Annotated in this window: 19 protein-coding genes; 15 read left to right on the top strand and 4 right to left on the bottom strand. The window is 43.6% G+C overall.

Features of this window, described 5'->3' with window-relative positions; genetic code table 11:
* Positions 1 to 16: 16 nt before the first annotated feature.
* The 10 genes from hsdR (at position 17) to SPSPH_RS19685 (ending at position 13,718) form a co-directional block, all read left to right on the top strand.
* On the top strand, positions 17 to 3,274 hold the full coding sequence (gene hsdR / locus SPSPH_RS19730; RefSeq protein WP_075757651.1) for a type I restriction-modification system endonuclease: 3,258 nt from the start codon (positions 17 to 19) through the stop codon (positions 3,272 to 3,274).
* Between the two features lie 3 nt (positions 3,275 to 3,277).
* On the top strand, positions 3,278 to 4,699 hold the full coding sequence (locus SPSPH_RS19725; RefSeq protein ID WP_075757652.1) for an N-6 DNA methylase: 1,422 nt from the start codon (positions 3,278 to 3,280) through the stop codon (positions 4,697 to 4,699).
* Positions 4,699 to 6,189: a restriction endonuclease subunit S gene (locus tag SPSPH_RS19720; RefSeq protein ID WP_075757653.1), complete on the top strand. Its 1,491-nt coding sequence runs from the start codon at positions 4,699 to 4,701 to the stop codon at positions 6,187 to 6,189. Before SPSPH_RS19725 ends, SPSPH_RS19720 begins: the two co-directional genes overlap by 1 nt.
* 185 nt (positions 6,190 to 6,374) lie before the next feature.
* Positions 6,375 to 7,529 (top strand): ImmA/IrrE family metallo-endopeptidase, encoded by a 1,155-nt coding sequence (locus tag SPSPH_RS19715; protein ID WP_181382946.1) that lies wholly within the window; start codon positions 6,375 to 6,377, stop codon positions 7,527 to 7,529.
* 4 nt (positions 7,530 to 7,533) lie between these two features.
* The gene (locus SPSPH_RS19710; RefSeq protein ID WP_075757654.1) at positions 7,534 to 8,019 is read left to right on the top strand and encodes a DUF4411 family protein; all 486 of its coding nucleotides are present in this window, start codon (positions 7,534 to 7,536) and stop codon (positions 8,017 to 8,019) included.
* A 507-nt stretch (positions 8,020 to 8,526) separates the two neighbouring features.
* Positions 8,527 to 8,883: a nucleotidyltransferase domain-containing protein gene (locus SPSPH_RS19705; protein ID WP_083945707.1), complete on the top strand. Its 357-nt coding sequence runs from the start codon at positions 8,527 to 8,529 to the stop codon at positions 8,881 to 8,883.
* Positions 8,884 to 9,372: 489 nt separating this feature from the next.
* Positions 9,373 to 10,530 carry a YetF domain-containing protein gene (locus tag SPSPH_RS19700; RefSeq protein WP_338738136.1) on the top strand — a complete coding sequence of 386 codons (1,158 nt, stop codon included), beginning with the start codon at positions 9,373 to 9,375 and terminating at the stop codon, positions 10,528 to 10,530.
* Between the two features lie 305 nt (positions 10,531 to 10,835).
* On the top strand, positions 10,836 to 11,102 hold the full coding sequence (locus SPSPH_RS19695; protein WP_075757656.1) for a CD3324 family protein: 267 nt from the start codon (positions 10,836 to 10,838) through the stop codon (positions 11,100 to 11,102).
* 138 nt (positions 11,103 to 11,240) lie between these two features.
* Positions 11,241 to 12,008 carry a class I SAM-dependent methyltransferase gene (locus SPSPH_RS19690; RefSeq protein ID WP_075757657.1) on the top strand — a complete coding sequence of 256 codons (768 nt, stop codon included), beginning with the start codon at positions 11,241 to 11,243 and terminating at the stop codon, positions 12,006 to 12,008.
* Between the two features lie 162 nt (positions 12,009 to 12,170).
* On the top strand, positions 12,171 to 13,718 hold the full coding sequence (locus SPSPH_RS19685; RefSeq protein WP_075756744.1) for an IS1182 family transposase: 1,548 nt from the start codon (positions 12,171 to 12,173) through the stop codon (positions 13,716 to 13,718).
* Between the two features lie 166 nt (positions 13,719 to 13,884).
* On the opposite strand, the gene SPSPH_RS19680 is transcribed toward SPSPH_RS19685, so the two are convergent.
* From SPSPH_RS19680 to SPSPH_RS19670, 3 genes are read right to left on the bottom strand one after another with little or no spacing between them, the layout of a single operon-like run.
* A complete protein-coding gene (locus tag SPSPH_RS19680) occupies positions 13,885 to 17,028 on the bottom strand; it encodes an efflux RND transporter permease subunit (RefSeq protein WP_075757658.1) in 3,144 nt (1,047 codons plus the stop codon).
* 13 nt (positions 17,029 to 17,041) lie between these two features.
* Entirely contained in the window at positions 17,042 to 18,208 is a 1,167-nt protein-coding gene (locus SPSPH_RS19675; protein WP_075757659.1) for an efflux RND transporter periplasmic adaptor subunit, read from the bottom strand.
* A 22-nt stretch (positions 18,209 to 18,230) separates the two neighbouring features.
* Complete coding sequence (locus SPSPH_RS19670) at positions 18,231 to 19,526, bottom strand: TolC family protein (protein WP_075757660.1); 1,296 nt, start codon at positions 19,524 to 19,526, stop codon at positions 18,231 to 18,233.
* Positions 19,527 to 19,762: 236 nt separating this feature from the next.
* Between SPSPH_RS19670 and SPSPH_RS19665 the strand changes: the two genes are divergently transcribed.
* Entirely contained in the window at positions 19,763 to 20,197 is a 435-nt protein-coding gene (locus SPSPH_RS19665; RefSeq protein ID WP_233139189.1) for a MarR family winged helix-turn-helix transcriptional regulator, read from the top strand.
* A 110-nt stretch (positions 20,198 to 20,307) separates the two neighbouring features.
* On the opposite strand, the gene SPSPH_RS19660 is transcribed toward SPSPH_RS19665, so the two are convergent.
* Positions 20,308 to 20,529 (bottom strand): hypothetical protein, encoded by a 222-nt coding sequence (locus SPSPH_RS19660; protein WP_075757661.1) that lies wholly within the window; start codon positions 20,527 to 20,529, stop codon positions 20,308 to 20,310.
* A 737-nt stretch (positions 20,530 to 21,266) separates the two neighbouring features.
* Between SPSPH_RS19660 and SPSPH_RS19655 the strand changes: the two genes are divergently transcribed.
* From SPSPH_RS19655 to SPSPH_RS19640, 4 genes are all read left to right on the top strand, one after another.
* Positions 21,267 to 22,490: a deoxyguanosinetriphosphate triphosphohydrolase family protein gene (locus SPSPH_RS19655; RefSeq protein ID WP_075757662.1), complete on the top strand. Its 1,224-nt coding sequence runs from the start codon at positions 21,267 to 21,269 to the stop codon at positions 22,488 to 22,490.
* Positions 22,491 to 22,682: 192 nt separating this feature from the next.
* The gene (locus tag SPSPH_RS19650) at positions 22,683 to 23,672 is read left to right on the top strand and encodes an ATP-binding protein (RefSeq protein WP_075757663.1); all 990 of its coding nucleotides are present in this window, start codon (positions 22,683 to 22,685) and stop codon (positions 23,670 to 23,672) included.
* Positions 23,673 to 24,141: 469 nt separating this feature from the next.
* Positions 24,142 to 24,819, top strand: a complete 678-nt coding sequence (locus tag SPSPH_RS19645) for a DUF4241 domain-containing protein (protein WP_075757664.1) — start codon at positions 24,142 to 24,144, stop codon at positions 24,817 to 24,819.
* 594 nt (positions 24,820 to 25,413) lie between these two features.
* The gene (locus tag SPSPH_RS19640; RefSeq protein WP_198931025.1) at positions 25,414 to 25,722 is read left to right on the top strand and encodes a winged helix-turn-helix domain-containing protein; all 309 of its coding nucleotides are present in this window, start codon (positions 25,414 to 25,416) and stop codon (positions 25,720 to 25,722) included.
* The last annotated feature ends 59 nt before the right edge of the window (positions 25,723 to 25,781 follow it).

The following is a 25,781-nucleotide window of genomic DNA, read 5'->3' as shown; positions in this document are numbered from 1 at the left end:
ACAGGAGGTCGACTTTTTGAAATCTAATTTTTCATTTCTAGAAGAGCGATGGTCCTTACTAGCTTCTATTGGCTTGATGGCGGAAAAGTATATCTACACAGACTCCAGTTCTTGCCTGATCAAATTAGGCTTATTTGCCGAGACCATAGTCCGGCTAATTTTCACCCTGGATAACTTAGCTGAACCCCAGATGGATAATACCCATGCCAATCGAATTAAGATACTCAAAAATGAAGGTCTCTTGCCCAAAGATATTGACAATATTCTCTATGCTCTTAGAGTGGCTCGTAATAAAGCCGCCCATGATGGCTATGAGTCAATAGAACAAGCCTCCATATTAACCGGGTTTGCCTATAAACTTGGTGTCTGGTTTATGCAGACCTATGGGGATTGGAATTATGAGCCTGCTGGTTTTGCTATGCCTGAAGATACAAGTAAAAATATTGATTTTAACACAGTAATAAAACAGCAAGAAGAAAAAATTCAAAAACTTACTGAAACTATCAGCAAGACTACTGCTAATGAACTGGCAGTTTCTCTTGCCGATCGGAGAAAAAGAAGCCATTCGACAGCCGAGAAGATCAATCTGTCGGAAAAAGAAACCCGCTATCTCATTGATGAGCAGCTAAGAAAAGTCGGCTGGGAGGCTGACACCCTCACTATCCGGTATTCGCAAGGAACAAGGCCGCAGAAGGGGAGAAATTTAGCCATCGCAGAATGGCCGACTGACTCAACTGTTGGCGGCAACGGCTATGTGGATTATGCCTTATTTGTTGGCACACAACTAGTAGGGGTCGTAGAGGCCAAGCGGCATTTTGCCGACATTCCTGCCGTCATTGATTATCAATGCAAAGATTATGCGAAAAACATTAAAGCCGAACACGCAGACTATCTGCTTGGCCGGTGGGGAGAATATAAAGCTCCCTTCCTTTTTGCCACCAATGGCCGAAAATATTTAAAACAACTGGAAACCAAGTCTGGCATTTGGTTTTTAGATGCCCGGAAATCGACCAATATAGCCAAAGCATTGCAAGGCTGGGTCAGTCCCCAAGGCGTAATGGAGTTATTTGCCCAGGATATTGATAAAGCCAATCAGGATTTGCAACACACGAGTTATGACCTATTAACCGATAAAGACGGTCTTAATTTGAGGGACTATCAGATTAGGGCCATTAAAGCCGCTGAGCAGGCCGTGCTGGATGGCAAGCAGACGGTGCTGCTGTCCATGGCTACAGGTACAGGCAAGACACGAACTATTTTAGGGATGATTTACCGGCTTATTAAAGCCGACCGCTTTAAACGAGTATTGTTTTTGGTCGACCGGTCGGCCTTGGGAGAACAGGCCCAGGACGTATTTAAAGAAGTAAAGCTCGAAGATTTAATGACCCTTGATGAAATCTATAACATTAAAGGACTTGACGATAAAGAGATTGACAGAGAAACCAAGATTCATGTTGCCACCGTTCAAAGCCTTGTAAAGCGGATTCTCTATAATGATGGTGAAACAATGCCGGCCGTTTCGGATTATGACCTTATTATTGTTGATGAGGCGCATCGGGGCTATATTCTGGATAAAGAAATGGGTGAAGATGAGCTTCTCTACAGAAATCAAGAGGACTATATCAGCAAATACAGAACAGTGATCGACTACTTTGATGCCGTTAAAATTGCGCTTACGGCAACGCCTGCGCTGCATACCACCGAAATCTTCGGCAAGCCGGTATTCAACTACTCCTATCGGGAAGCCGTCATTGAGGGCTACTTGGTTGACCATGATGCCCCGCATAACCTGAAAACCAAGCTGTCTATTGATGGCATCTGCTATAAAAAAGGGGACATTGTTGCCATCTATGACCCCGTTACCGGCGAGATTACCAATAACGACGAACTGGAAGACGAACTCAAGTTTGACATTGAGAGTTTTAATAGAAAAGTCATAACCGAGCCGTTTAACCGGACTGTACTGCAAGAAATCGCAAAATATATCAATCCGGACGGCCAGGGCAAAACACTTATCTATGCTGTCGATGATGCGCATGCCGACCTTGTTGTCAAGCTGCTGAAAGAGATCTATGAGGATTATGGCGTAGATAATGACGCTATAATGAAAATCACCGGTTCAGTCGGCGGCGGCAACAAAAAGAAAGTGTTAGAAGCCATCAAAAAATACAAAAATGAAAAATATCCCAACCTGGTGGTTACGGTTGACCTCTTAACAACCGGTATAGACATTCCCGAAATTGCCACCCTTGTCTTTATGCGCCGGGTGAAATCGCGGATTCTGTTTGAGCAAATGCTGGGACGGGCAACCCGCCTTTGCCCGGATATCGGCAAAACCCATTTTGAGATATTTGACCCTGTGGGTGTTTATGAGTCTTTAGAACCAGTGAACACAATGAAACCGGTCGTAGCCAATGCAGCAGCCTCTTTTGAAGATCTGATCAATGGGTTGGCAACACTACCGGCAGAAGCACAAAAGAAAAACCAGATTGATCTTATTATTGCCAAGCTGCAACGGGCTAAAAGAAAAGTAAGCGGCAATATACTGGAACACTTTATTGATCTGGCTGACGGTAAAAATCCGGACCAGTTTATTGCCACATTGCAGTCGCTGCCGGTAAATAAAGCCGCAGCGTATATCGAAAACAATAAACGACTGTTTGAATTACTCAATGAAGGCAGCTATAATCCGGCAAGACCGGTCGTCGTTTCTTTCAAGGAAGACGAACTGGTCTATCATACCCGCGGCTACGGCAATGCCCAAAAGCCGGAAGACTATTTGGAGGAATTCAAACGCTTCATTGTCGATAATAAGGACAAGATTGCCGCCCTTACCATTGTCTGCACAAGACCCAAGGAGCTTACCCGTGATACGTTAAAAAGCTTACGACTTGAGCTTGACCGCAACCAGTTTACTGAGGTACAGTTAAACTCGGCCTGGCGAGAGGTCAGCAATGAGGATATAGCCGCAGACATTATTACCTTTATCCGTCAGCAGGCTCTTGGCTCGCCGCTTATCAGCCATGAACAACGGATAAAGAACGCCGTTACTAAGCTCAAGAAAAACCACAACTTTAGTAAAATGGAGTTAGACTGGCTGGGCAGAATTGAAAACCACCTTTTGCACGAAAGCATTTTGGAGCCGGAAACCTTTGAAACCGGCGCTTTCAAATCTAAGGGGGGCTATAAGGTTATTAATAAAATATTTGGCAACAAGCTAGAGCAAATCATCGCAGAACTCAATGACTATCTATATGAAGATTGGAGCGCCTAACAAGTGACAAATCAAGAAATCGTAGCAAAGCTGTGGAATCTCTGTAATGTACTTAGAGATGACGGGATTACCTATCATCAGTATGTTACCGAGCTTACTTATATTTTATTTCTCAAAATGGCCAAAGAAACCGGAACCGATGACCCAATTCCCGAGGAGTATCGGTGGAATATCCTGGCGAAAAAACAAGGTACGGAGTTATTGAAATATTATAATGCTCTGTTAAGCCACCTAGGTAATGAAAGTACCGGCAGAATCAGAGAAATCTATTCTGGTGCCAGATCCAATATTGATGAACCAAAGAACCTGGAAAAGATCATAAAATCCATTGATGAACTTGACTGGTATTCGGCTAAGGAAGAAGGCCTGGGAAACCTGTATGAAGGCCTTTTAAAGAAGAACGCCAACGAGAAAAAATCAGGGGCGGGGCAGTATTTCACGCCGCGCGTCTTAATTGACATCATGGTAAAACTCATCGACCCCAAAGCCGGCGAGCTCTGCAACGACCCGGCCTGCGGTACTTTCGGCTTTATGATTGCTGCAGACAAGCATATCAAAGAACAAACTGACAACCTATTTGGCTTGGGTTCAGTGGAGAAGATTGAGTTTCAGCAGAAGAAAGCCTTCACAGGCTGCGAGCTGGTGCATGATACACACCGACTAGCGCTTATGAACGCTATGCTGCACGATATCGAAGGGGAGATTGTCTTAGGTGATACCTTGTCCAATGCAGGTAAGAGCATGAAAGGCTTTGATGTGGTACTGACCAATCCGCCGTTCGGAACGAAAAAAGGCGGTGAGCGTGCCACCCGTGATGACTTGACCTATCCCAGTTCCAACAAGCAATTGAACTTTTTACAGCATATCTACCGGTCGCTGAAAGCCAACAATCAGGCCAGAGCAGCGGTGGTATTGCCAGACAACGTGCTGTTTACCGATGGTGATGGGGCCAAAATCCGCGCTGACCTCATGGACAAATGTAACCTGCATACCGTTTTACGGCTGCCTACCGGTATTTTCTATGCGCAGGGTGTTAAAACCAATGTGCTGTTTTTTACCCGTGGTACAACTGACAAAGGCAATACCAAAGAGGTATGGATTTATGATATGCGCACCAATATGCAGAGCTTCGGCAAGACGACACCTTTAAAAGAGGAGCATTTTGAGGATTTCATCAAAGCCTATACTGCCCCAGATAGAAAGGCCATCCAGGATGTGCGCTGGAGTGTGTTCACAAGGGAGCAAATAGCCGAAAAGGGCGACAGCCTGGACCTGGGTTTAATCCGCGATGACAGCGTTCTTGATTACGAGGATCTACAAGACCCGGTAGAAAGTGGCGAAGAAGTGGTTGCCCAACTGGAAGAGGCAGTGGATTTGATTTTGAGTGTGGTAAAAGAGTTGAAAAGCCTGGGCGGTGACAAGTAATGGCGAAAAAGAAAAAGCTATCGCTTGAGGAACTGCTGAAACAGGCACTGGTTAAGGATGAGGATAAGCCATATGACGTGCCGGGAAATTGGGTGTGGACGAGGCTCGGAGCAGTTATGTCTCTTCAAGGAGGGGGAACGCCTAGTAAAGCCGTAAGGGAATTTTGGAATGGTTCGATATTGTGGGCCTCAGTCAAAGATATAAAGGATAGATATCTTATGCAAACTGAAGATAGCATTACCGAATTAGGATTTCAAAATAGCTCTACCTTTTTAGCTGTACCAGGTGATGTTATACTTGTAACTCGTATTTCACCAGGAAAAAGCTCAATTGCTTCAGTAGATGTTGCCATAAATCAAGATCTAAAAGTTATTAAAAAGAAACTACCAATAAATTCTTTGTTTTTATGGGGCTATTTCACACTAATGATTTCTGAGATTGAAAACATGGCATCGGGAACGACTGTAAAAGGCATTACGGCAGAGAAGGTGCATTCTCTGCCATTTGCCCTCCCCCCACTCGCCGAGCAGCAAAGAATCGTTGATATAATCGAATCGCTTTTCGAAAAGTTAGACCGTGCCAAGGAGCTTGCACAACATGCCCTTGACTCTTTTGAAAACAGAAAATCGGCAATACTGCATAAAGCGTTTACGGGGGAATTGACGAGGAAATGGCGTGAAGAAAACAAAATAGATACATTAGATAAAATATATGAAACAATAAAAGAACAGCGTCTTATTATTACTAAGAACGGTAAGGATAAAAAAGACATAAGTGAGTTATTCGATAAATGGAGCCTTGAAGATAATTTATCTGATAATGGATGGATCAAACTAAAAGCAAAAATGATTTGCGATACGATTACTTGTGGTAATACACCAACAGAAAATATATCGGCAGAAGGTGAAATACCGTTTTTAAAAGTTTATAACATTGTTAATAATAAAATAGACTTCGATTATAAGTCTCAGTTTATTAATGAAAGTACACATACGACTAAACTAAAATCTTCAATACTTCAGCCTAATGATATCGTAATGAATATTGTTGGTCCGCCTTTAAGAAAGATTGCAATAATACCAAATAATTATCCATTTTGGAATATGAATCAAGCAATTGTGCGTTTTAGGCCGATAGATTACGTTGATGCTAAATATTTATTTTATTGTTTAATCAATGGTGAAACACTTGATGAAGTAATTAATGAAACTAAAGGGGTGGTAGGTCAAGCGAACATTTCTATAACCCAATCGAGAAATTTAGAGATTCCAATACCGCCAATTCAAGAACAACAAGAAATCGTCCGCATCCTCGACAACCTCTTGGCAAACGAGCAGAAGGCCAAAGAACTCTGTAATGTCATTGATAAGATCGACTATATGAAAAAAGCAATTCTGGCCCGCGCTTTCCGGGGCGAACTTGGCACTAACAATCCTGACGAGGAGAGTGCGTTGGAATTGTTGAAGGAAGTACTGAAAGAAAAGATATAATGTCAGGGGCATCAAGCGTCAGTGGTAAGCAACTCGCTGCAATCACATTATTTTTAATTAACCATATTATATATTGGCAAAGGCATTATAGGCGTCAGATTATTCTTGACTTGTAACAGTGATTTTTGTATGCTGAAAGTAAATATTTTACATTATCAAGCTATGATGTGGAAGGAGGGGCCAAAATGGTGGTCAGAGTGGCAATTAAACCTGTTTTGTTGGAATGGGCTATTAAAAGATCGGGTCGTTCTATGTCGGAAATTGAGCATAAATTTCCTAAAGTGCAGCAATGGCTAGCAGAAAGCTATCAACCATCCTTTAAACAACTTGAAGATTTTGCTGCTTTTACCTATACGCCATTTGGCTATTTCTTTCTGCAGGCGCCGCCGAAAGAAATGCTGCCTATACCACTTTATCGCACTTTGGATTCTCAGCAGGAACCCAATGAAGCTAGCGTAAATTTGATAGATACAATTCAGACAATGCAATCCAGGCAAAACTGGTTGAGAGATTATTTAATCGAACGGGGAGCAGACCCTCTAAGTTTCGTTCAATCGGCAAATATTCATGATAATGTTGCTGAAGTTGCCCGGCATATCAGGAAAACATTAAAACTTACTACAGACTGGGCTGCCGAACATACCACATGGACAGATGCCTTGAACTTCTTGCGTGAAACAATCGAGGATATTGGTATCCTTGTCGTGGTTAACGGTATTGTCGGTAATAATACGCACCGCAAACTTGATCCACAGGAGTTTAGGGGCTTTGTGCTAGTTGATGAATACAGCCCGTTACTCTTCATTAACGGCGCCGATGGTAAAGCTGCGCAAATGTTTACCCTTGCCCATGAACTAGCCCATGTATTCTTTGGTTACAGTGCAGCATTTGACCTCCGTGGCTCTTTGCCGTCTGCTGACCTCATTGAAGTCAAATGCGATCAGGTAGCAGCCGAGTTTTTAGTACCGGCATACGAGTTCAAAGTTGCCTGGGATCAGGCTGAAAAAACGGATAACATTTTTCAGCATATGGCCCGTAAATTTAAGGTTAGCGAAATCGTTATTGCTCGCAGATCTTTAGATCTTGCCTTTATTGATAAACCTGCTTTTTTTAGCTTCTATGAGCGTTACCAGGCTGAGGAGCGAAAAACTAAAGCCGCTCAAAGCGGTGGCGGGAACTTTTTTGCTAATCAAAAATTCCGTATCGGCAAGCGATTTGCCGAAAGTGTTATATTAGCAACCAAGGAAGGTTCTCTTCTTTATTCTGAAGCTTATCAGTTAACCGGTCTCCGCGGGAAAACCTTCGATGAGTTTGCAAATTCTATCGGTTACGAGGTATGAACTGATGAGATTTGTTATCGATACCAATGTTCTTATTGAGGCCTATCGCAGGTATTACGCTTTTGATTTAGCACCTAAGTTTTGGGGCGAGATTGTTAACCACGTAGGTGCTGATAATATTGTATGCGTTGATCGTGTACAAGCTGAGCTAATTAAGGGAAATGACGAGCTTGCAAAATGGATAAAAGCCTGTGGTTGTTCGTTTATCCCTACTACCGACGCTACAACAATAGAGGCATATAGAAAACTTATGCAGTGGGCTGCGGACGAAGAAAGATTTACGCCACAGGCAAGAGCAGAGTTTGCCACTGTTGCTGACGCCTGGATTGTAGCCTTTGCGGCAGCCCACGGTGATATAGTTACAACACTTGAAATGCCGGCTATAAACAGCAAGAAAAGGATAAAAATACCTGATGCTTGTAATGCTCTCTCTGTTTCTTTTGTTGATACCTTTACCATGCTAAAGAAACTTGGTGTCAAGTTTGTGTAATATCCTGAGCTTTGCAGCAAAAGCTAATAAAAAAGACCGTTTTGTTTTACAAATGAGTAGCCTGATTTTTAAAGCCAGGGTACTTTTTTTTGTTTCTTGGCTATTTACAGCGCCGCTTTCGCACAGTCTGACGGGATTGCCGACAACAATCAAAAGCATGTTGTGTCACAAACCCCGTCCCCCTAACACCAGACACCAGACGAAGAAAGCAGGGAGTAGAGGATTTTAACGTGAACCGAAGAAAATTTAAAGCGAGAAAGCTATAATAAAACACTGTTTCTGGTTTTACAAATGAATAATAAAGCCAGGGTACTTTTTTGTTTCTTGGCCATTTATAGCGCCGCTTTCGCACAGTCTGATGAGGGTTGCTGACAACAATCAAAAAGCATGTTGTGTCCTAACCCCGTCCTCCTGACACCTTGTGGCTATTATAAAGAATTAACTTGACGTTACTTTGGATATAATGATAATGTGTAGATAAGACTCAGGGATAAGGAGGGGCAGGCTGTGGCTGTTGCTAAAGATAAAAGAGAATATGTAAATGCTATTATGAATGAAATAGTATATAGTATGAAGGATATTTTTGGCAGCAAGCTTCGTCAGGTAATCCTTTTTGGTTCCTATGCTCGTGGAGAGCAAGAAGAAGATTCAGATATGGACATAATGGTCTTGGTTGACCTAAATGATTCCGAGTTAAATCAATATAATAACGTGATTGCCGAAGTTATTACAGACATTTCGATCAAATATGGAGTGCTTCCGTCAATTATTGATAAAAATTATGAGCACTTCCATCATTGGGTGCCTTTTCTGCCGTTCTATCGGAATGTAAAAACCGAAGGTGTTGAATTCTATGCAAGCTGAGATGTTAGAGTTAGCTAAATATCGTATATCCTGAAAGTTTTGACTCAAAGAAGCATTCGAGCATACTTGGCTATTTTAATCAGCATTATATAGCCAGCAAAAAAATTGATGCGTGCTATTATCAAATGATAGCGAATGCTTTTCGAGTAAGAAACAAAACAGACTATGACGATTTTTACATCGTTAGCAAAGCCGAAGCGCAGCAACAGTTAGACAATGCGCAAGCGTTTGTTGGGTTTATAGATGACTTTATTGCTGATATGCGGTATTATAAATAAAAAGCGAGTCGAGCAGAAAACATTGTGATTTTGCTGCTCGTTTCTGTTTTTTTAATATCTTTTCTATCGATAGTACCATTGTTGATATTGCTATTTGACTCTTTGTGAAGAAGTTGATTCAAAACCCTTGCATGCAGATTTTAATGGGTTTCGTTCAATCGGCAAATATTCATGATAATGTTGCTGAAGTTGCCCGGCATATCAGGAAAACATTAAAACTTACTACAGACTGGGCTGCCAACATACCACAAATCCCCGTTGCGGGTTATACCTGTGGCAACTGGATATTCCCGGGATTGACACTAAGTTTATTGAACGGCGGAAAGAAATTTATTATTGGGGCGATCTCGATACCCATGGGTTTGCCATACTGGATCAAGTCCGAAGCTTCCTGCCGCAAACACGTTCGCTGCTCATGGAGGAAAGCATCCTGCTTCAGCACCGTGCTCTCTGGAGCGTGGAAGATAAACCTTTTCTGGGACAACTAACCAGGTTAAGTCCGGAAGAACAGCGGCTGCTCTGCTCACTGCAAAACAATACGTGGGGCAAGGGTGTCCGGTATAGTATCTCCGGAACGCGGGATACTACTTCCATAAGTAATGCGTCGCCTGGTGGTCAGGCCCCCGTTTCACGGGGGTTCAGAGAATCAGCGGCCGGGAAGGAGTGTCTGCTGCTGGAAACAGTCTATGACCTACTTAGCATCACCGGACGGATTTTTACGATTTTCCCACTGTTACTGTTTGTGGCCCTGTTTATGGGACGGCGCCTGGTCGGCGAGCTGCCGGTTTTTGATTTTTTGATTATTCTTGCCTTAGGCTCTTTGGTAGGCGCAGACATTGCCGAGCCTGACATCAACCATTGGTATGTGGCGTTCGCCATTGTGGTTGTCGGTATTCTGCAAAGAATTGTCGCCGGGCTTACACTGCAAAGCCAGAGATTCAAAAAGCTCATCACCTTTGCGCCGGTTATTGTAATTAAGGACGGCGTCTTTCTGGAAAAGAACCTCCGGAAAATCAACGATTCCCTGGAAAATATTCTGGAGTTTTTAAGGGGCGAAGGAATCTTTAATATTTCTGATGTGGATATTGCAATCATTGAAGCCAACGGCCGCCTTTCCGTCTACAAAAAACCGCAAAAAAATCCTGCGACCCTGCAGGAACTGGGAGTCGCGCCACTTAGCGCCGGAATTGCCCACCCGGTAATTATTGAGGGAAAGATTATCCGCCAGACCCTAAACGATCTCCAGCTGACAGAAGAATGGCTTGCTGCTCAGCTCAACGCCCGGGGCATCCCCACTGCCCAAGCAATCTTCTTTAGTTCCGTAGACGGCAATAATCAAATTCACATATCGCCTTACAATCGCAGCTAAACAGCTCCGGCAGGCCTAGGCTGTCAAAGGGACGGGGTTCTCGACATAAACAGATATCAGCAAGCCCGTTCCCCTTCTGTCGGTTCATCGAAAGTTGCCAAGAATTAAATGCCCGTCAGCGAAATGAAACATTTAAGAGCATATTGAAGACAAGAACAATAAATCGATGAAAGCGAAAGGAGCGGTGACTTATAACCAAAGGTAAACTGACCTCGGCACTGTGCGGCGCAAGGACTATCGCATAAATTCCCAGTAAAGATAGTCCTTGCACCATCCTATTTTTTTACTATAATAGGAGGCGCACAATGGGCTATAAAAATGCAATTTGTGTATTGCCTGACAAATTGATTGCGGCAATACAAGAATATATTGACGGAGAATATCTTTATATCCCCCGGAAGGTAGAAAACAAAAAAAGCTGGGGTGAGTTGAAAAACACCAGAAATTTTTTGAGTACGCGCAATAAGGCTATTTTCGATGAATACAAAAACGGTATATCTGTTGAGCAGTTGGCAGCAGATTATTATTTATCACCAAAGACGGTGTATAAGATTATTCAAAATGAGAAATAATGGCTGAACCCTAAAAGCGACATGGCACACCTAATGTACCATGTCGCTTTTTTGTTACTGTATTGTTTAGTAGGAAGCGTTTATATAAAAAACAGGATATACTTGAATTATGATTATGAGCTATAAGGAGCAAGAATAATGGAAGATATAACAATCGGCGAATTTGAATTTGCACTCATCAATGAATTTTTCACAGAACTTGAACGACAGGGACCCGGCAGCCCTGAAGAAACTATCAGGGCATTAAGTTTTATCAGCAATCTATCAAGCAAAGCAAAAATTGCCGATTTAGGCTGCGGCACAGGAGCGCAAACAATGGTGCTGGCACAAAATACAGAAGCAACCATCACTGCTCTCGATCTTTACGCCGGTTCGATTGACAGGCTCAACATAACAGCCGAAAAACTTGGTTTACAGAACAGAATAAAAGGTATAGTCGGTTCCATGGATAATTTGCCGTTTCAAAATGATGAATTCGACCTTATATGGTCTGAGGGGGCTATTGCCAATATAGGGTTTGAAAAAGGCTTGAATCATTGGAAGAAATTCCTTAAAAAAGATGGTTATGTTGTCATAACCTATGAGTCGTGGTTTACCGATGAACGTCCTGCTGAAATTGAGAAGTGGTGGGTGGCTGCAGTTCCTGAAATTGGCACAATAGCGCATAACATTTCCATCATGCAAAAAACGGGTTATATTCCTGTTTCCACATTTACGTTGCCGGAATGCTGTTGGATAGACAATTATTTTATTCCTCAAAAAGCCCGGCAAGAGGAATTTTTGAAAAAACATGCGGGAGATAAAACTGTCGAGGATATGATCGTATTTATGAGGCGTGAAGCAGCCTTATATTCAAAATACAAACAGTATTATGGATATGTATTTTATATTGGGAAAAAGCTGTAAGTCAATTAACACCATCGTCCAAGTTATCGTGGATGCCGAATAAATATTAGGGAAGCAAAATGAATGTCCGAAACCACTGAAAAAGTCAATAAATAGAGCAACATCCCTCTATTATGGTAAAATATAACTGTAGATATTTGCCGGAAAGGAGAGGGATTTGCTTTGCTTAGACATGTGCCTCACCAATTAAGTATATATAGCGTGTTATATGACAGAATTCCCAATGACCATATTCTGAAGACAATTGGAGCCCATGTTGATTTTAGTTTCATTAACGATTTACTGAAAGATTCATACTGTAAGCACCTGGGGCGGCCTGCTAAAGAGCCGGAAATGCTAGCAAAGTTACTTATTTTGCAATATCTATATAACTTATCCGATGTTAGAGTCATTGAAGAAGCTAAACTAAACTTAGCCTATATGTGGTTTTTGGGACTAAATCCCGAAGATGATTTGCCAGAAGCCAGTCTACTTACCAAGTTTAGGAGACAACGATTAAAAGAAACAAGTGTGGATGATATTATTCAGGAAGTAGTCCGCCAGTGTATAGAAAAAGGCATTATAAAAGGGACCGGACTGAGCATGGACGCTACTCACACCCATGCCAATACAATAAAAAAAGTACCAGAAAGAATCATGAAGCATCTAGCCAGAAAAATCATAAAGGCTATTGAGGAAGAAAACGGAGAAATCCCATCTGAGCTAATTGGCGAAGTTCCTAACTACAAGCTCATAGAGGACCACAACGAAGCGAAGCAGATTATGAAGACATATTTAGAAACCATAATCAGTAAAGCGGAAAACCATGTAGATCTCTCCATTCTGCCCAGCAGCCAAAAAGCTGTTAACGAAGCAAAGGAAGTATTACAAGATCCTAAATTTATCGCGCAAAAAGGAATCCGGTCACTTGTAGATAAAGATGCTCGTGTGGGGTACAAATCGCAAACAGACAGTTTTTACGGATATAAAGTAGAATTTGCAATGATTCCAGAAGCGAGGATTATTACCGCAGTAACAGTTGATAACGGTGCCTATGTAGATGGTAGCAAATTTGATGAACTCTATCAGCGAAGTAAAGCATGTGGATTGACCATACAAGAGGTGTATGGAGATAAAGCTTATTTTCGAAAAACAATTTTAGATACCCTACAAATCGATTCAGTTAAAGCTATCATTCCAGTAAATCCTTGCGTCTACAAAATAGACGAGGGCAGATTTACTTACAATAAAGACAGTGATCAATGGTTTTGTGAGATGGGTAATAACACCTATAAAAAGGTGTATCAAAAATATAAAAATAGAAGTAACATTTATAAATATCATTTTGATAAATCACAGTGTATTCAATGCCCCAAACTACTCGAATGTGCAGGCAAAAACGTTAAGAAAAAAGTACTAGGCGTCGGTGAACATAATGCTCAATATTATGAACATAGTCAAATGACTAAGACTACTCAGTTCAAGCTTAAGTACAAAAAACGAGCCAGTCATGAGTGGAAAAATGGGGAAATGAAGCGTTTCCACGGATTAGATCGTGCCCGAGGGTACGGTCTAAAAAGCATGTCAATGCAAGCCAAATTAACGGCCTTAGCCGTGAATCTTAAAAGGATAGCAGCACTACTATCCTTTTGTGACCATGTATTTTGGAAGCAAATAGCCAATTTTATAGCATATCACAGATTAACTCCGCTATTTATGCAGATAAGCTAAAAAACATGGATATATCAGTGGTTTCTGAATGTCCCGTTGCTTCTGCTGATTGACCGTTAGCAGGTTCTGGAAGCTTCCTGGTTAAAACAGTAAAAAGGAGTAGAGCGAAGCGCTCTGCTCCTTTTTACTTAATTCATTCAAAAAAAGAGGGGCTGTTTTGCGTTTTTTATCCCTTTGCGGCGGAAGAATCAGAACCCTTGCTGCCGCATTTTTGAGAGAGCGTTTCGACCACAACAAACAGAACCGGGATTAAGAATATGCCCAGTACGGTCGCGGTAAACATTCCGCCTACGACGGCTGTACCCATAGAATTCCTGGCGCCGGCGCCAGCCCCTGTCGCCACCGCTAATGGGATGCAGCCGATAATAAAGGCCAGTGAAGTCATTAAAATTGGCCGCAGGCGAGTTTGGGCCGCCTCAATAGCCGCCTTAACCGGGTTCATGCCCTTGTCGACCCGGACTTTGGCAAACTCAACAATCAGGATCGCATTTTTTGCCGCCAACCCGATCAGCATTATCAAGCCAATCTGCATGTATACACTGTTTTCCAAATTGCCCACATACTGAAACAGGAAGGCGCCAAAGACCCCGGTTGGCACAGAAAGCAGCACGGCAAAGGGCACGCTCCAGCTCTCATATAGAGCAGCCAGGCATAAAAAGACAAAAACGATAGCCATCCCAAACACAACCAGGGCGCGGGAACCGGAGAGTTTTTCCTCCCGGCTTTGCCCGGACCATTCATAGGTATAGCCATTGGTTAAGGTTTGCTCCGCCACCGTTTCCAGGGCCGTCATGGCCTGGCCGGAGCTGTACCCTGCCGCCTGGGTGCCGCTGATTTGAACCGCCTTTACCCCATTAAACCGGGTGATGACTGTTGGCGCATTCAGTTTTTTCGGCTTGAGGAGAGTATTGAGCGGCACCATTGTATTGTTGGAGCTTTTTACATAAAGATAGCGTGTTGCCTCCACATCACTGCGGAATGACGGCTCGGCCTGGACGGTAACCTTGTAGGCCCGGCCAAATTTATTAAAATCATTGACCTGGGCGCCGCCCAGAAATACCTGCAAGGCAGTAAACACATCATCAACTGCCACCCCCAGCTGTTCCGCTTTTTCCCGGTCGACCTCAAATTCATAGCTGGGCGTATTGGCTTTAAAAGTAGAGGTAATCGAGCCGATCTCCGGCCGTTCTTGGGCCGCCGCCACGAATGCCTGAGCCATGCTGTCAAGCTCGGCTAAAGAACCGCCGCTCCGGTCCTCCAGCATCAAAGTAAAGCCGCCGACCATTCCCAGCCCCGGCAAACCGGAGGGAGCAAAGGCAACGACCGAGCCTTCCGGAAACTGGGCTCCGCTCAGCAGGGTCCGGCTTATTTCGGCTTTTACCTGTAATTCAGGTGTTTGCCGCTCGTCCCAGGGAGCCAGGGAAATAAACATCGCTCCGGCATTGGTCTTGGTGCCGCCCCCCAATATATCCATGCCTGATAACGACATGATGTTAAGAACCCCCGGCTGGCTACTTACCTGCCCGGTAAATTGCCGCATCACCTCAATCGTCCGGTTCAGGCTGGACGCTTCCGGCAATGTGACGGACGTTATATAGAAGCCCTGATCCTCATCAGGCACAAAGGAAGACGGCACCACCTTATACAACCCGCCGGTCAGGATGAGTAAGACGGCCAGCAGCACCAGGCACAGGCGGGCTTTAGGAATAAGCCGGTCAAGCCCATGCCCATACCGGGCAATGCCGCGTTCAAACCAATGATTGAAAGCCCGGAAAAATCCGGCCAATGTTCCACTGTGGGCCTGGGGCGCATGGGGCTTGAGCAGCAGCACGCACAGGGCCGGTGTCAATGACAAGGCAACAACGGCCGACAAGGCCATCGACACCACAATGGTTAACGCAAATTGCTTGTATAAAATCCCTGTGGTGCCGCCGAAAAAAGCCACCGGAATAAAGACTGACGCCAATACGAACGCAATCGCGACCACCGGACCCGATACCTCGCTCATGGCCCGTCTGGTGGCGTCCAGCGGGGACAGCCCGGAATAGCGCATATGATATTCGACAGCCTCAATGACAACAATCGCATCATCCACAACCAGCCCGATAGCCAGCACCATCGCAAACAACGTCAGCGTATTAATGGTAAAGCCCAGTACGCTAAAGGCGGCAAAGGTACCCAGCAGGGATACCGGAATGGCCAGCAGGGGAATCAGCGTGGCCCGCCAGCTCTGCAGGAAAATAAACACCACAATCAAAACCAGCAGCAGAGCCTCGGCAAAGGTCTTAACCACCTCCTGCATGGATTCGCGCACAAACTCGGTATTGTCAACAACAATTTTGTATTCCATATCGCCGGGAAAATTCTTTGCGGCCTGAGCCAGCACCGTTTTTACCTTGCCGATGGTCTCCAGGGCATTGGCGTCACTGGTCAGCTTAACAGCAAACCCGGCCGCCACCTTACCGTTCATTAAACTGTTAAAATCATATTCTTTGCTGCCCAGCTCCACCCGGGCAATATCCTTAAGACGGACGAAGGAAGCGTCTGACTGGGAACGAACAATAATATTTTCAAACTCTTTCTCGTTCGTGAGGCGGCCTTTGACCTTGGCCGTATACTGGAACTGCTGCGCGGACGGCGTCGGCATTTTACCAAAAGCGCCGGCTGCGGCCTGCACATTTTGCGCTTCAATCGCGGTCGTCACTTCACCGGCTGAGATCCCCAACTGCGCCATTTTTTCCGGCTGCAGCCATATCCGCATGCTGTAGTCCGAGCCAAAGGCCGATACTTCACCGACACCCTTGACCCGTTTGATATCATCAATCAGATAAATACTGCCATAGTTTTTTAAGAAATTGGCATCATAACTGTCTGTCGGCGACCAGAGCGTAAAAATCAGTGACATATCCTGCGAGGCTTTACGGGTCGTAACCCCGGCGGTCTGCACCGCACCGGGCAAAGAGGCGGTGGCTTGCGCTACACGGTTCTGGGCTTGTACCGCCGCCGTATCCGAGTCTTTTTCGGTCTCAAATTGAATGCTCAGCGAATAGGAGCCGGAGTCGGTACTGGTGGAAGACATATATACCATGTCCTCAACACCGTTGATTTGCTCTTCAATGACCTGGGCCACGGTTTGATCGACAACATCGGCATTTGCCCCCTGGTAGGAGGTACTGACTGAGATTGTCGGCGGAGAAATCTGCGGGTATTGCGCTACCGGCAGGGTAAAGGCGGCAGTTGTGCCCAATAAGGTAATAATGATCGACAACACGATGGCGAAGATCGGGCGCTTGATAAAAAAGTCAGCCATATACCAACGCCCCCTATTGCCGGGCCGGAGTTTGTGCATCCGGCTCTATCATTGTGACCTGCATTGCATTGCCCTGCCTTACCTTGTCGATCCCCTCCACAACAATCCGGTCTGTGCCGCTAAGGCCTTCTTCCACCAGCCACATATCGCCGATCCTGTCGCCCAGCTTCACTTGCCGGCTTTCGGCTTTGTTATCGTCGGTTACGACAATGACAAAGGCATTATCCAGCACTTCCTTGACCGCTTTCTGCGGGATCAGCAACGCCCCCTGCCGCACAGCTTCCTGCGCGACCACCCGGGCGAACATACCTGGCAGCAAGTAGTTTTGTGGGTTGTCAAAGCTGGCTTTGATGGTAATCGTGCCTGTCGTACTGTCAATCCCCCGGTCGATTTGCTCCATCCGGCCAATGAGTGGATACTCCGTTCCATCGCTTAATACCAACTGCAGATGCTCCTTAAAGCTGGCCGGCAGGGAACCATTGCCGTTGCGGAGATAGCTCAGGTATTCGGTTTCGCTCATGCTGAACTGCACCCAAACCGGGTTGATGGAAGAAACAGTAGCCATTATTGTTGAACCGGCAGCTACATAATATCCGAGGCTTACGTCATTTACATCAATGCGGCCGTCAACCGGTGAAACAATCAAGGTATCCTGCTCATCCTGGATGGCCTGCTGCAAGGCGGCCCGGCTGACCTCCACCGTGGCCGCTTCTTCTTCAGCCTGAGCCACATAGGCATCAACCGTTTGCTGGGCAACCCCGTTTAACGCGGCCAGCTTCTGATAGCGCACTACGTCTTTTTGCGTATTATTAAGGGTTGCCTGCGATTTTAGCAACGCGGCCCGGGCCGAATGAATGGTTGAGAGGTATTGCTTATTATCGATCCGGAACAAAGGCTGCCCCTTATAGACCGTATCGCCGCCGTTCACCATTTTTTCCACAACATTCCCGGCTACCTTTGACATAATTTTTACTTCACTCTTGGCTTTAACCTGGCCCACAAACTCCCGGCTGACAGGGGTATCCCGCGTTACCACCTGCATCGCCTTTACCACGACCGCCGGCGAGACTGTGCTCACCTGCGGTCCGGACAATATGCCGCTGCGCGCCACGGCTAGGCTAAGCAGCACAGCGGCTGCCAGCAAGCCAAAGTATAATTTCTTTGAATTCCTGATACGCAATAGTCTTCCTCCCATCTCCCTGTTATTGCACCGGCAAGCCCATGGCCTGTTCCAGCTTAACTTTGTTCAGATTATAATCATACAAGGCCTGGATGTAATCCTTTTGCGCCGAGTCCAGTGACAACACGGCATCGCGCAGATCCAGGTTGGTGCCAACCCCGGCCTCATAGCGGGCTTTCTGGATCATTAGACTTTCGGCGGCATAATTGACAGATACCTTATTAGAATCAATCCGCTTTTCGGCTTCCTGCATGCTCAGATAATACTCGCGTACATTCAGCAGGATCGTATCCCGCTGCTGCTCGGCCTTATCCAGCACCATAGCCGCATTATGCCGGGCTTGATTGATGTTAGCACTGGTTAAACCGGTATCAAACAGATTGAGCGATGTGGTTAACTTCACTAACCAGTTGCTGTTTTTCGCGCCGATAAAATGGCTGTCATACCAGCCTTGTTCGGCCGTCAGATTAACTGTCGGGCGCCGGTCGCTTTTGGCAATATCCACAGCATAATTGGCACTGGCGATTTGGGCCTCATATTGCTCCAATTCGGGCCGGTGCTCGATAGCATACTGCAGGCATTCCGCCAGCGTCCGGGGATATTTTTCGTATGCAAACTCATCTTTTAGCGTAACCTCGGCCGCATGGGGCAACCCGATCGCATTGTTCAGGGCGGCTGCAGCATTGGTATAATTATTTTGGGCTTTTACCAGATTATCCTGAGCACCGGCCAGATCCACCTGGCTTGACAACACATCGGTCTTCGCTACCAGGCCCAGGTCGTATTTATTTTTAACCAGCTGCAGGTGTTCTTCATAATTCCTGACTGTCTCCTGATTCACCCGCACTTCATTGCGGTATTCCAGCACGGCAAGGTAATTCGACACCACAGTCAGCTTCAGCTGTTGCTTGGCTGCTTCCACCTCCAGGTCCGCCACCGTATGTTCAAGCGCCGCCTGTTTTATTTGCTTCTCCAGCTTCCCGCCCGAATACAGCGGCAAGGTGAGAACAAGCTGGTTTGTAAAATCTGACGTATATTCATATGTAGAGGTTCCGGTCGCCGCCGGCGGCGTGTTGTAGCGCTGGTCGGTGTGGGTAAAATCGAGGGAAAGTCCCTTGCTGCTCCGTGCCGCTTGCATGGCCCAATACGCTTTTTCCCTGGCCGATTGTGCATATTTGAGTTCATGGTTATTCTGTAAGGCCAGGGCGATACTGTCTGCTACCGATAACTCCACCGCCGCAGCTAATACCGGCTGAGCTAAGGTCATAAGCATGGTGACAGGGATAATGGCCAGAAAATAGCGCAGGCATTTCTTCATACAAAAACCTCCTGAAAAATTTATTCTGCTTGTGAATACCAGGGATTGCCGGCAGCGCCAGCGAAGTGTGGCCTGCGAGCTTGGCTTGCAACAGTACTCATGATATAGTATAAATATTAATATACTATTAACAGTTAATTATATTTAACATATATGTATAGTAAATAAAAATTTACTATACATATATGTTAAGGTATTTACGATAGACTGTCAATAACAACTAAGGAGTGCTTGCTTTGGATCGCGTAAAAACCGCTGAAATGCTATTTCATTTAATTCCGCTCCTTGATAAGGAGTTTGTGCGGCCGGTTGAACAACAATTTAAAACAATTCTTAGTTCGACCCAGGTTCATGTCCTGGCAATTCTGAGAGAGAAAAAAGCCACAATGACAGAACTCTCCCAGGCAATGCTTATGTCCAAGCAGCAGATGACACCGATTATTGATAAACTGGTTGCAGAAGGCTTTGTCCAGCGAGAATATGATAACATCGACAGGAGAATTATCCGCATAAGCATGACCCCATCCGGCTTGAGCATGTGCGAGAACGTCAAAGAAAAAACACTACTGCTGTTAGCGAAGAAAATTGAGTGTTTAGAGGACCAGGATGTGCTGCGGCTCAATCAGGCGATCCGTGAATTGCAGCAAATCATAACTAAAATGACTTACTGATACGCCGCTGGTAATAAAGACAAGGCAAGAGGCCAGTGGTTGCATACCACTGGCCTCTTGCCTTGTCCCTTACCGTTGCCTCCGTAAAGCCAGCGGTCTAGCCGGACTCACTACACTGATTTTCTAATATCCTCTATGATTTCCAGTATTTCCTGTTCATTGTCCTTAGGGGCAAATAGCGCTCCCCAACCATAATTTTTTTGAAAGAGACCGTCATAGGCACTGTCATGAAAAGATTTGAGATAATGTTTAATCTGACGCTCCGCTAAAATTGACGTCAGAATTTGGGCTTCAAATTCGTCCTCTATTGTTGCTATCCTGATATATTCCATCAAGGCACCTCGCAATCTGCTTTTTCTGCTCTTAGATGCATTATATTATATTTTGGCTAATTTTATTAGGCCTGACGCGTAAATGCTGTATTTTCGGGACAGGGGACAGGTTCCTTGTCCCAGTGTATCCAGAAATTTATCCTTCGCACAGCCTATTATCCTGTCCTGGTGCATCAAGGGGACTGTGTTGTCTTTACATTACTGTTCCCTTGATCTCAATCTTTACAGAGACTTTTAAAGTTACGCCGACACAGACAGCCTGGACTAGTAGCTCATTTTCTTTTTGATTTGCGATTGGCTGCCTCTTTTACGGACCAATATCGGACCGTTTTGGTCGCAAGACAGTAATCCTTTCAGGATTATCTATCTTGGCATAAGGAGGAACAGAAAATTGGATTTTAAAAAGGCTATTGCCTATATCGAAAGTTTATATAAAAAAAGACAATTAATACAAAAATAGTATAGTTTTACAAATGAGTAGCCTGAGTTTTAAAGCCAGGGTACTTTTTTGTTTCTTGCTATTTATAGCGCCGCTTTCGCACAGTCTGACGGGATGCCGACGAAAATCAAAAAGCATGTTGTGTTACTAACCCCTGACACCCGATTTAAAGGCAAAAATTTGCCTAATTTGTATAATTTGGCAGGCTTTTTGTCTTTTTACGGGAATATAAAATGATAAACAACACAGCTGTTTTGTAGCTTCTTTAATTATTTCATGACACACACAGGAGGGAGCAATGAATAATTTTTTTAAATTTGAAGATTGGCAACTTGAGTTACTTGAAAAACAAAAAGAAATGCGAAATATGAATTTATCGAGGTTTGCAACGAAAGATTCGGATTTTGTAATAAAGTATCCACGAAAGAACTCTGAGGATTTTTGCAGATCAAATTTTACTATTGATGTTGATAGAATATTACACAATATTTTTTATAATCGGTATACAGATAAAACGCAAGTCTTTTCTTTTTATAAAAATGATGATATTACTCGGAGAAGTTTGCATGTTCAACTGGTTTCACGAATTGCTAGGACAATAGGGCAATCGTTAAACCTAAATTTGGACTTAATTGAGGCAATTGCTATCGGACATGATATGGGGCATACTCCTTTTGGGCATGTAGGGGAAAAATATCTAAGCGAAAAATATAATGAGAAAACAGGCCGATTTTTTAACCATAATGTACATAGTGTGCGGGTCCTCCAAATTATTACCAATAGTAATTTAACATTACAAACTTTGGATGGAATACTTTGCCATAATGGTGAAAAAGCTTTTTCACATTACCAACCAATACCTATTTATGATTTTAATGAATTTGGTAAAAAGATGGAAGCATGTTATACGAATAAAGAAGAAATCGCTCACTTAAAACCATGTACACTTGAAGGATGTGTAGTCAGAATTAGTGATATGATTGCCTATGTTGGAAAAGATAGGCAAGATGCAGCTCGCACCAGAAAATATCCAAAAGAAAAATTTAAGCATAGTGCAGCATTGGGAACGAGTAATAGTGAGATTATAAGAAACATGATTACAAATGTTGTGAAAAATAGTTTAGGGCAAAAGTTTCTCAAAATCGATGATGAAGTTTATGAGGATTTTTGCAAGCTAAAGGAAGAGAACGATAAACTAATATATCGTGATCCAGATATTGATTATGAGTATGATAATAAGATTAAACCAATGATGTTTAATTTATATGAAAAACTATTAAATGACGTAATCGAAAAAAACTATGATTCACCAATATTTAAGCATCATATAAATTATTCGATATTGTATAGCTATTATAGAAATAGGGAACGTGGATATTTACAAATTGAGTCTAATGATGTTGTTGTAGATTATATCGCAAGTATGACGGATGATTATTTTATTGATCTGTATTCATTTCTATTTCCTGATAGTCAGCTAAGCATCAAATATAAAACGTATTTTGAAGATTACGCGAATTAAGAAATCTTATAGGTTAGTGTATAAAAGGGATTTCATGGGGCGGGTTATCAACATAAAAGTATTTTAGTATGGTTGACCGAAGATATGCAAAAAATACGAGAATGTCAGTAACCCCGCCCTCTGGCATCTTGTAAAAAAGTTAGATGTTGCCGCCTGTTATTGTGGAAAAGCTAATTATTTAGGAGTGGGGTTATGCCAGAAATAAAGCTTACAAATATAGATACGAAAACTGCATTTAAGATTGCTGATATATTGGCAAATAGTGAAAAAGAAAATATCACTCTAGATATATCGAAGCTTAGTTTTTCATTTCCCTTTGGATCTTTGGTTTTAGCTAATGAAATAGCATATCATGTTGAAAATTTTAATACAGATGTATGGATAAGTGGTTATTCCAAGCTTAAGGAATCTCATTCCTATTTAGGTCATATAGGTTTTTATAAAACTGCTTTATTTGATTTAGGTAAGGAGCTTGGTGAAGCAAAAGGGAGTAGGACATATATTCCTTTTAATAAGATTAGTAAACATTGTCTACTTAAAAAGCAATCTGAATACGAAGATGAATACGGAATAACCCATCCATTACAGTATTTTATTCAATTAGAGGCTGTGAAGATTGCTAGAATTATTACGACGGTGCCTGAGGAAGTAGACGCTTTAGCATACTGCTTTAGAGAAATTATTCGTAATGTTTTTGAACACGGGGAAATCGATGAATGTATGTTATGCGGCCAAAAATATAGTGGCCAAAATGCTCGTGTAGAAATAGGAATTATTGACAATGGATGTGGAATAGCAAACTCGTTAAAGGATAATTTCGGAGTAACAACTGACAGGCAGGCCCTTAACTTGTGCTTGCAACCCGGAATTTCCGGCAAGGATGTTAAGAAAGATGGTATTTGGTCTAACTCTGGTTTTGGATTATACATCCTCTCTGAGTTGGGTAAGAGATTTGGGAAATTTATGCTTTGTAGTGGAGAACATGGAATTGAATGTTCTCGTGGAAAAGCAAAGCTAAATGACTATAGGTTTCATGGAACCGCTATACAACTATGCATAGACCTAAATCACTTTAAAGAAGTTATGTCTACAATCGACCAGATCGCAAGTGAAGGCGAAAAGATTGCACAATCAGAAGGCAGAACGGCTAAAGCTTCGAAACATTCGCGAATGCTTTGGTAATTATCTATCCTGCACCGTTTAGGGTGCCAGGGGAACGGGGTTATCGACATAAAAGTGTTTTAGTATGTTTATCGAAGGAGGTATGCAAGAAATACAAAAATGTCAGTAACCCCGTCTCTTGACACTTTGGATATCCACCAGATAAACAAGAGCGGCTCGTTAAGACTATTATGGAGCAGGCTGAGCTTATGTACCGCAATGAAATGGTATACGAATATCCAACTGCTCAAGGTTACTTAAAAGCCGCGGAAGATAAAGCAGAGTTTAAATAAGGTGAGATAACCGTATCTAGAGTCAAGGGGCGGGTTCCTTGGCTTATGCAGGCAAGAGCAGAGTTTGCTACTTCCTGGTTTATCAGGATGAGAAATAGGTAGGTACCAATGGGGTGTTAAAATGTAGTAGTGAAGTGAAGTTGATGGGAATATATGATAAATTTAAGAATAAATACTGGTAGTGCGGGGGCAATATTATGGATACTGAATTCGAATTAATGAAAGCGTTACGCACAGGTCATACTGCAGAGTTTTTCAAAAAAAGTAAATGGGATGAATATATCAAAGAACAGCCTTTGGGTGAAATCTATCTTCCTACAGGTAAGATTGTGGCAAATGACCCGCTCGTTCTTTTTGAAACTCAGCCTTTTGCCAGAGCAGTAGCGGCAGGCCGCTATCCGGTGATATTGTACATTCACCACATTGATACCGACAAAAGAGTGGCTTTTGCAGAACTCCGTTTCACCAAGGAACTGCCAGCACATTTTGAGCTTGCGCTTATTGCAGGGCAAGCGGCAGGAGCGTTGGGTGATGATGAATTTTTTGGCTATGGTGTTGACAGTGGGATAGGCGGCTTTATGGACGAGTGTGCTTGTAAGGCTCTTCAAAAGCTAGCGGAAGGTTTTGAGGATGGAATGTGGCCTGATTTGGAAAAGGCTTTGGATGACAGTTATGTAGATACCTATTCTACTGCGAATGTAGGGCTTCCTGATTCTGATTGCAATATAGCGGTCTTTTCCAGCGGTTTCGGCGATGGGGTTTATCCAACCTTTTGGGGAATGGATGCTAAGGGGGATGTGTGCTGTCTGATTACTGATTTTTTGACTGTTGATACTGGTGGGGAGGATGACGAAGGGGAAGATACACGTGAATAATCGGAACCTTTCCCTGTAGTAAAAAAGATAACAACTGCATGTGAAAAAAGTAACCAGGATCTGCTTCGCAGCAACACTTGATTTTATGCATTCTGGTGGGGGAACTCGGGAACTCAGATTTTGCATGGTAGAAGCAAAATGTACGTCCCTTGTGCTTCTTAAATTAACACCGAAACAGTATAGTTTTACAAATGAGTAGCCTGAGTTTTAAAGCCAGGGTACTTTTTTGGTTTCTTGCTATTTATAGCGCCGCTTTCGCACAGTCTGACGGGGTTGCCGACAACAATCAAAAAGCATGTTGTGTCACTAACCCCGTCCCCCTGACACCGTCCCAGACACCCGGTAAAAAAAGAGTAAATTTCGCCTTAATTCTTTTTCTAATTTTCCTGCCTCGCAAGATACGCTGCGGACACTAAAAAATGACAGATACTAGTCGAAAATCCTGCAATATGTCAAAACATTGCAGGATTTTTGACCTTTCTCTGGGAATATATTGAGGTATAAGCACAGCAGGGAGGCTTGGCCGGCAAGCTTCGTTTACATGCTTCCCTGAACACTATGAGATTGCATGACCAATTATAGGAGGTTTCTGCTATGATTATCCAACATATAAAGATATTATGTTGCTGTTTTTACAGCGTTGGCCGATGGGGAGGTAATTCGTTTAAAGAACTTCATCAGGTGTTGGCAGATGATATGCAACTGGATGAAGAAGAGCGAACCCGACAGTTACTGTCAGGTCCGCAGTCCATCTTTTATAACCGTGTTGGCTGGGTGCGGACATATCTCAAAAAAGCATTGCTCATTGAAGCGATAGCCGCCGGAAAGTTTCGGATTACCGAGCGGGGACGGGCGCTGCTTCTGCAAAAGCCATCACGGATTGATAAATGTGTGTTGAGCTAGTATCCTAAGTACCGGGAATTCAGACAACTTTCCCGAACCAAGGATGATGTTGTCGTACC

The sequence above is a fragment of the Sporomusa sphaeroides DSM 2875 genome (assembly GCF_001941975.2).
Classification (GTDB): domain Bacteria; phylum Bacillota; class Negativicutes; order Sporomusales; family Sporomusaceae; genus Sporomusa; species Sporomusa sphaeroides.
The sequence above is the reverse complement of the archived record's forward strand: the minus strand, read 5'-3'. Positions and strand labels throughout refer to the sequence as shown.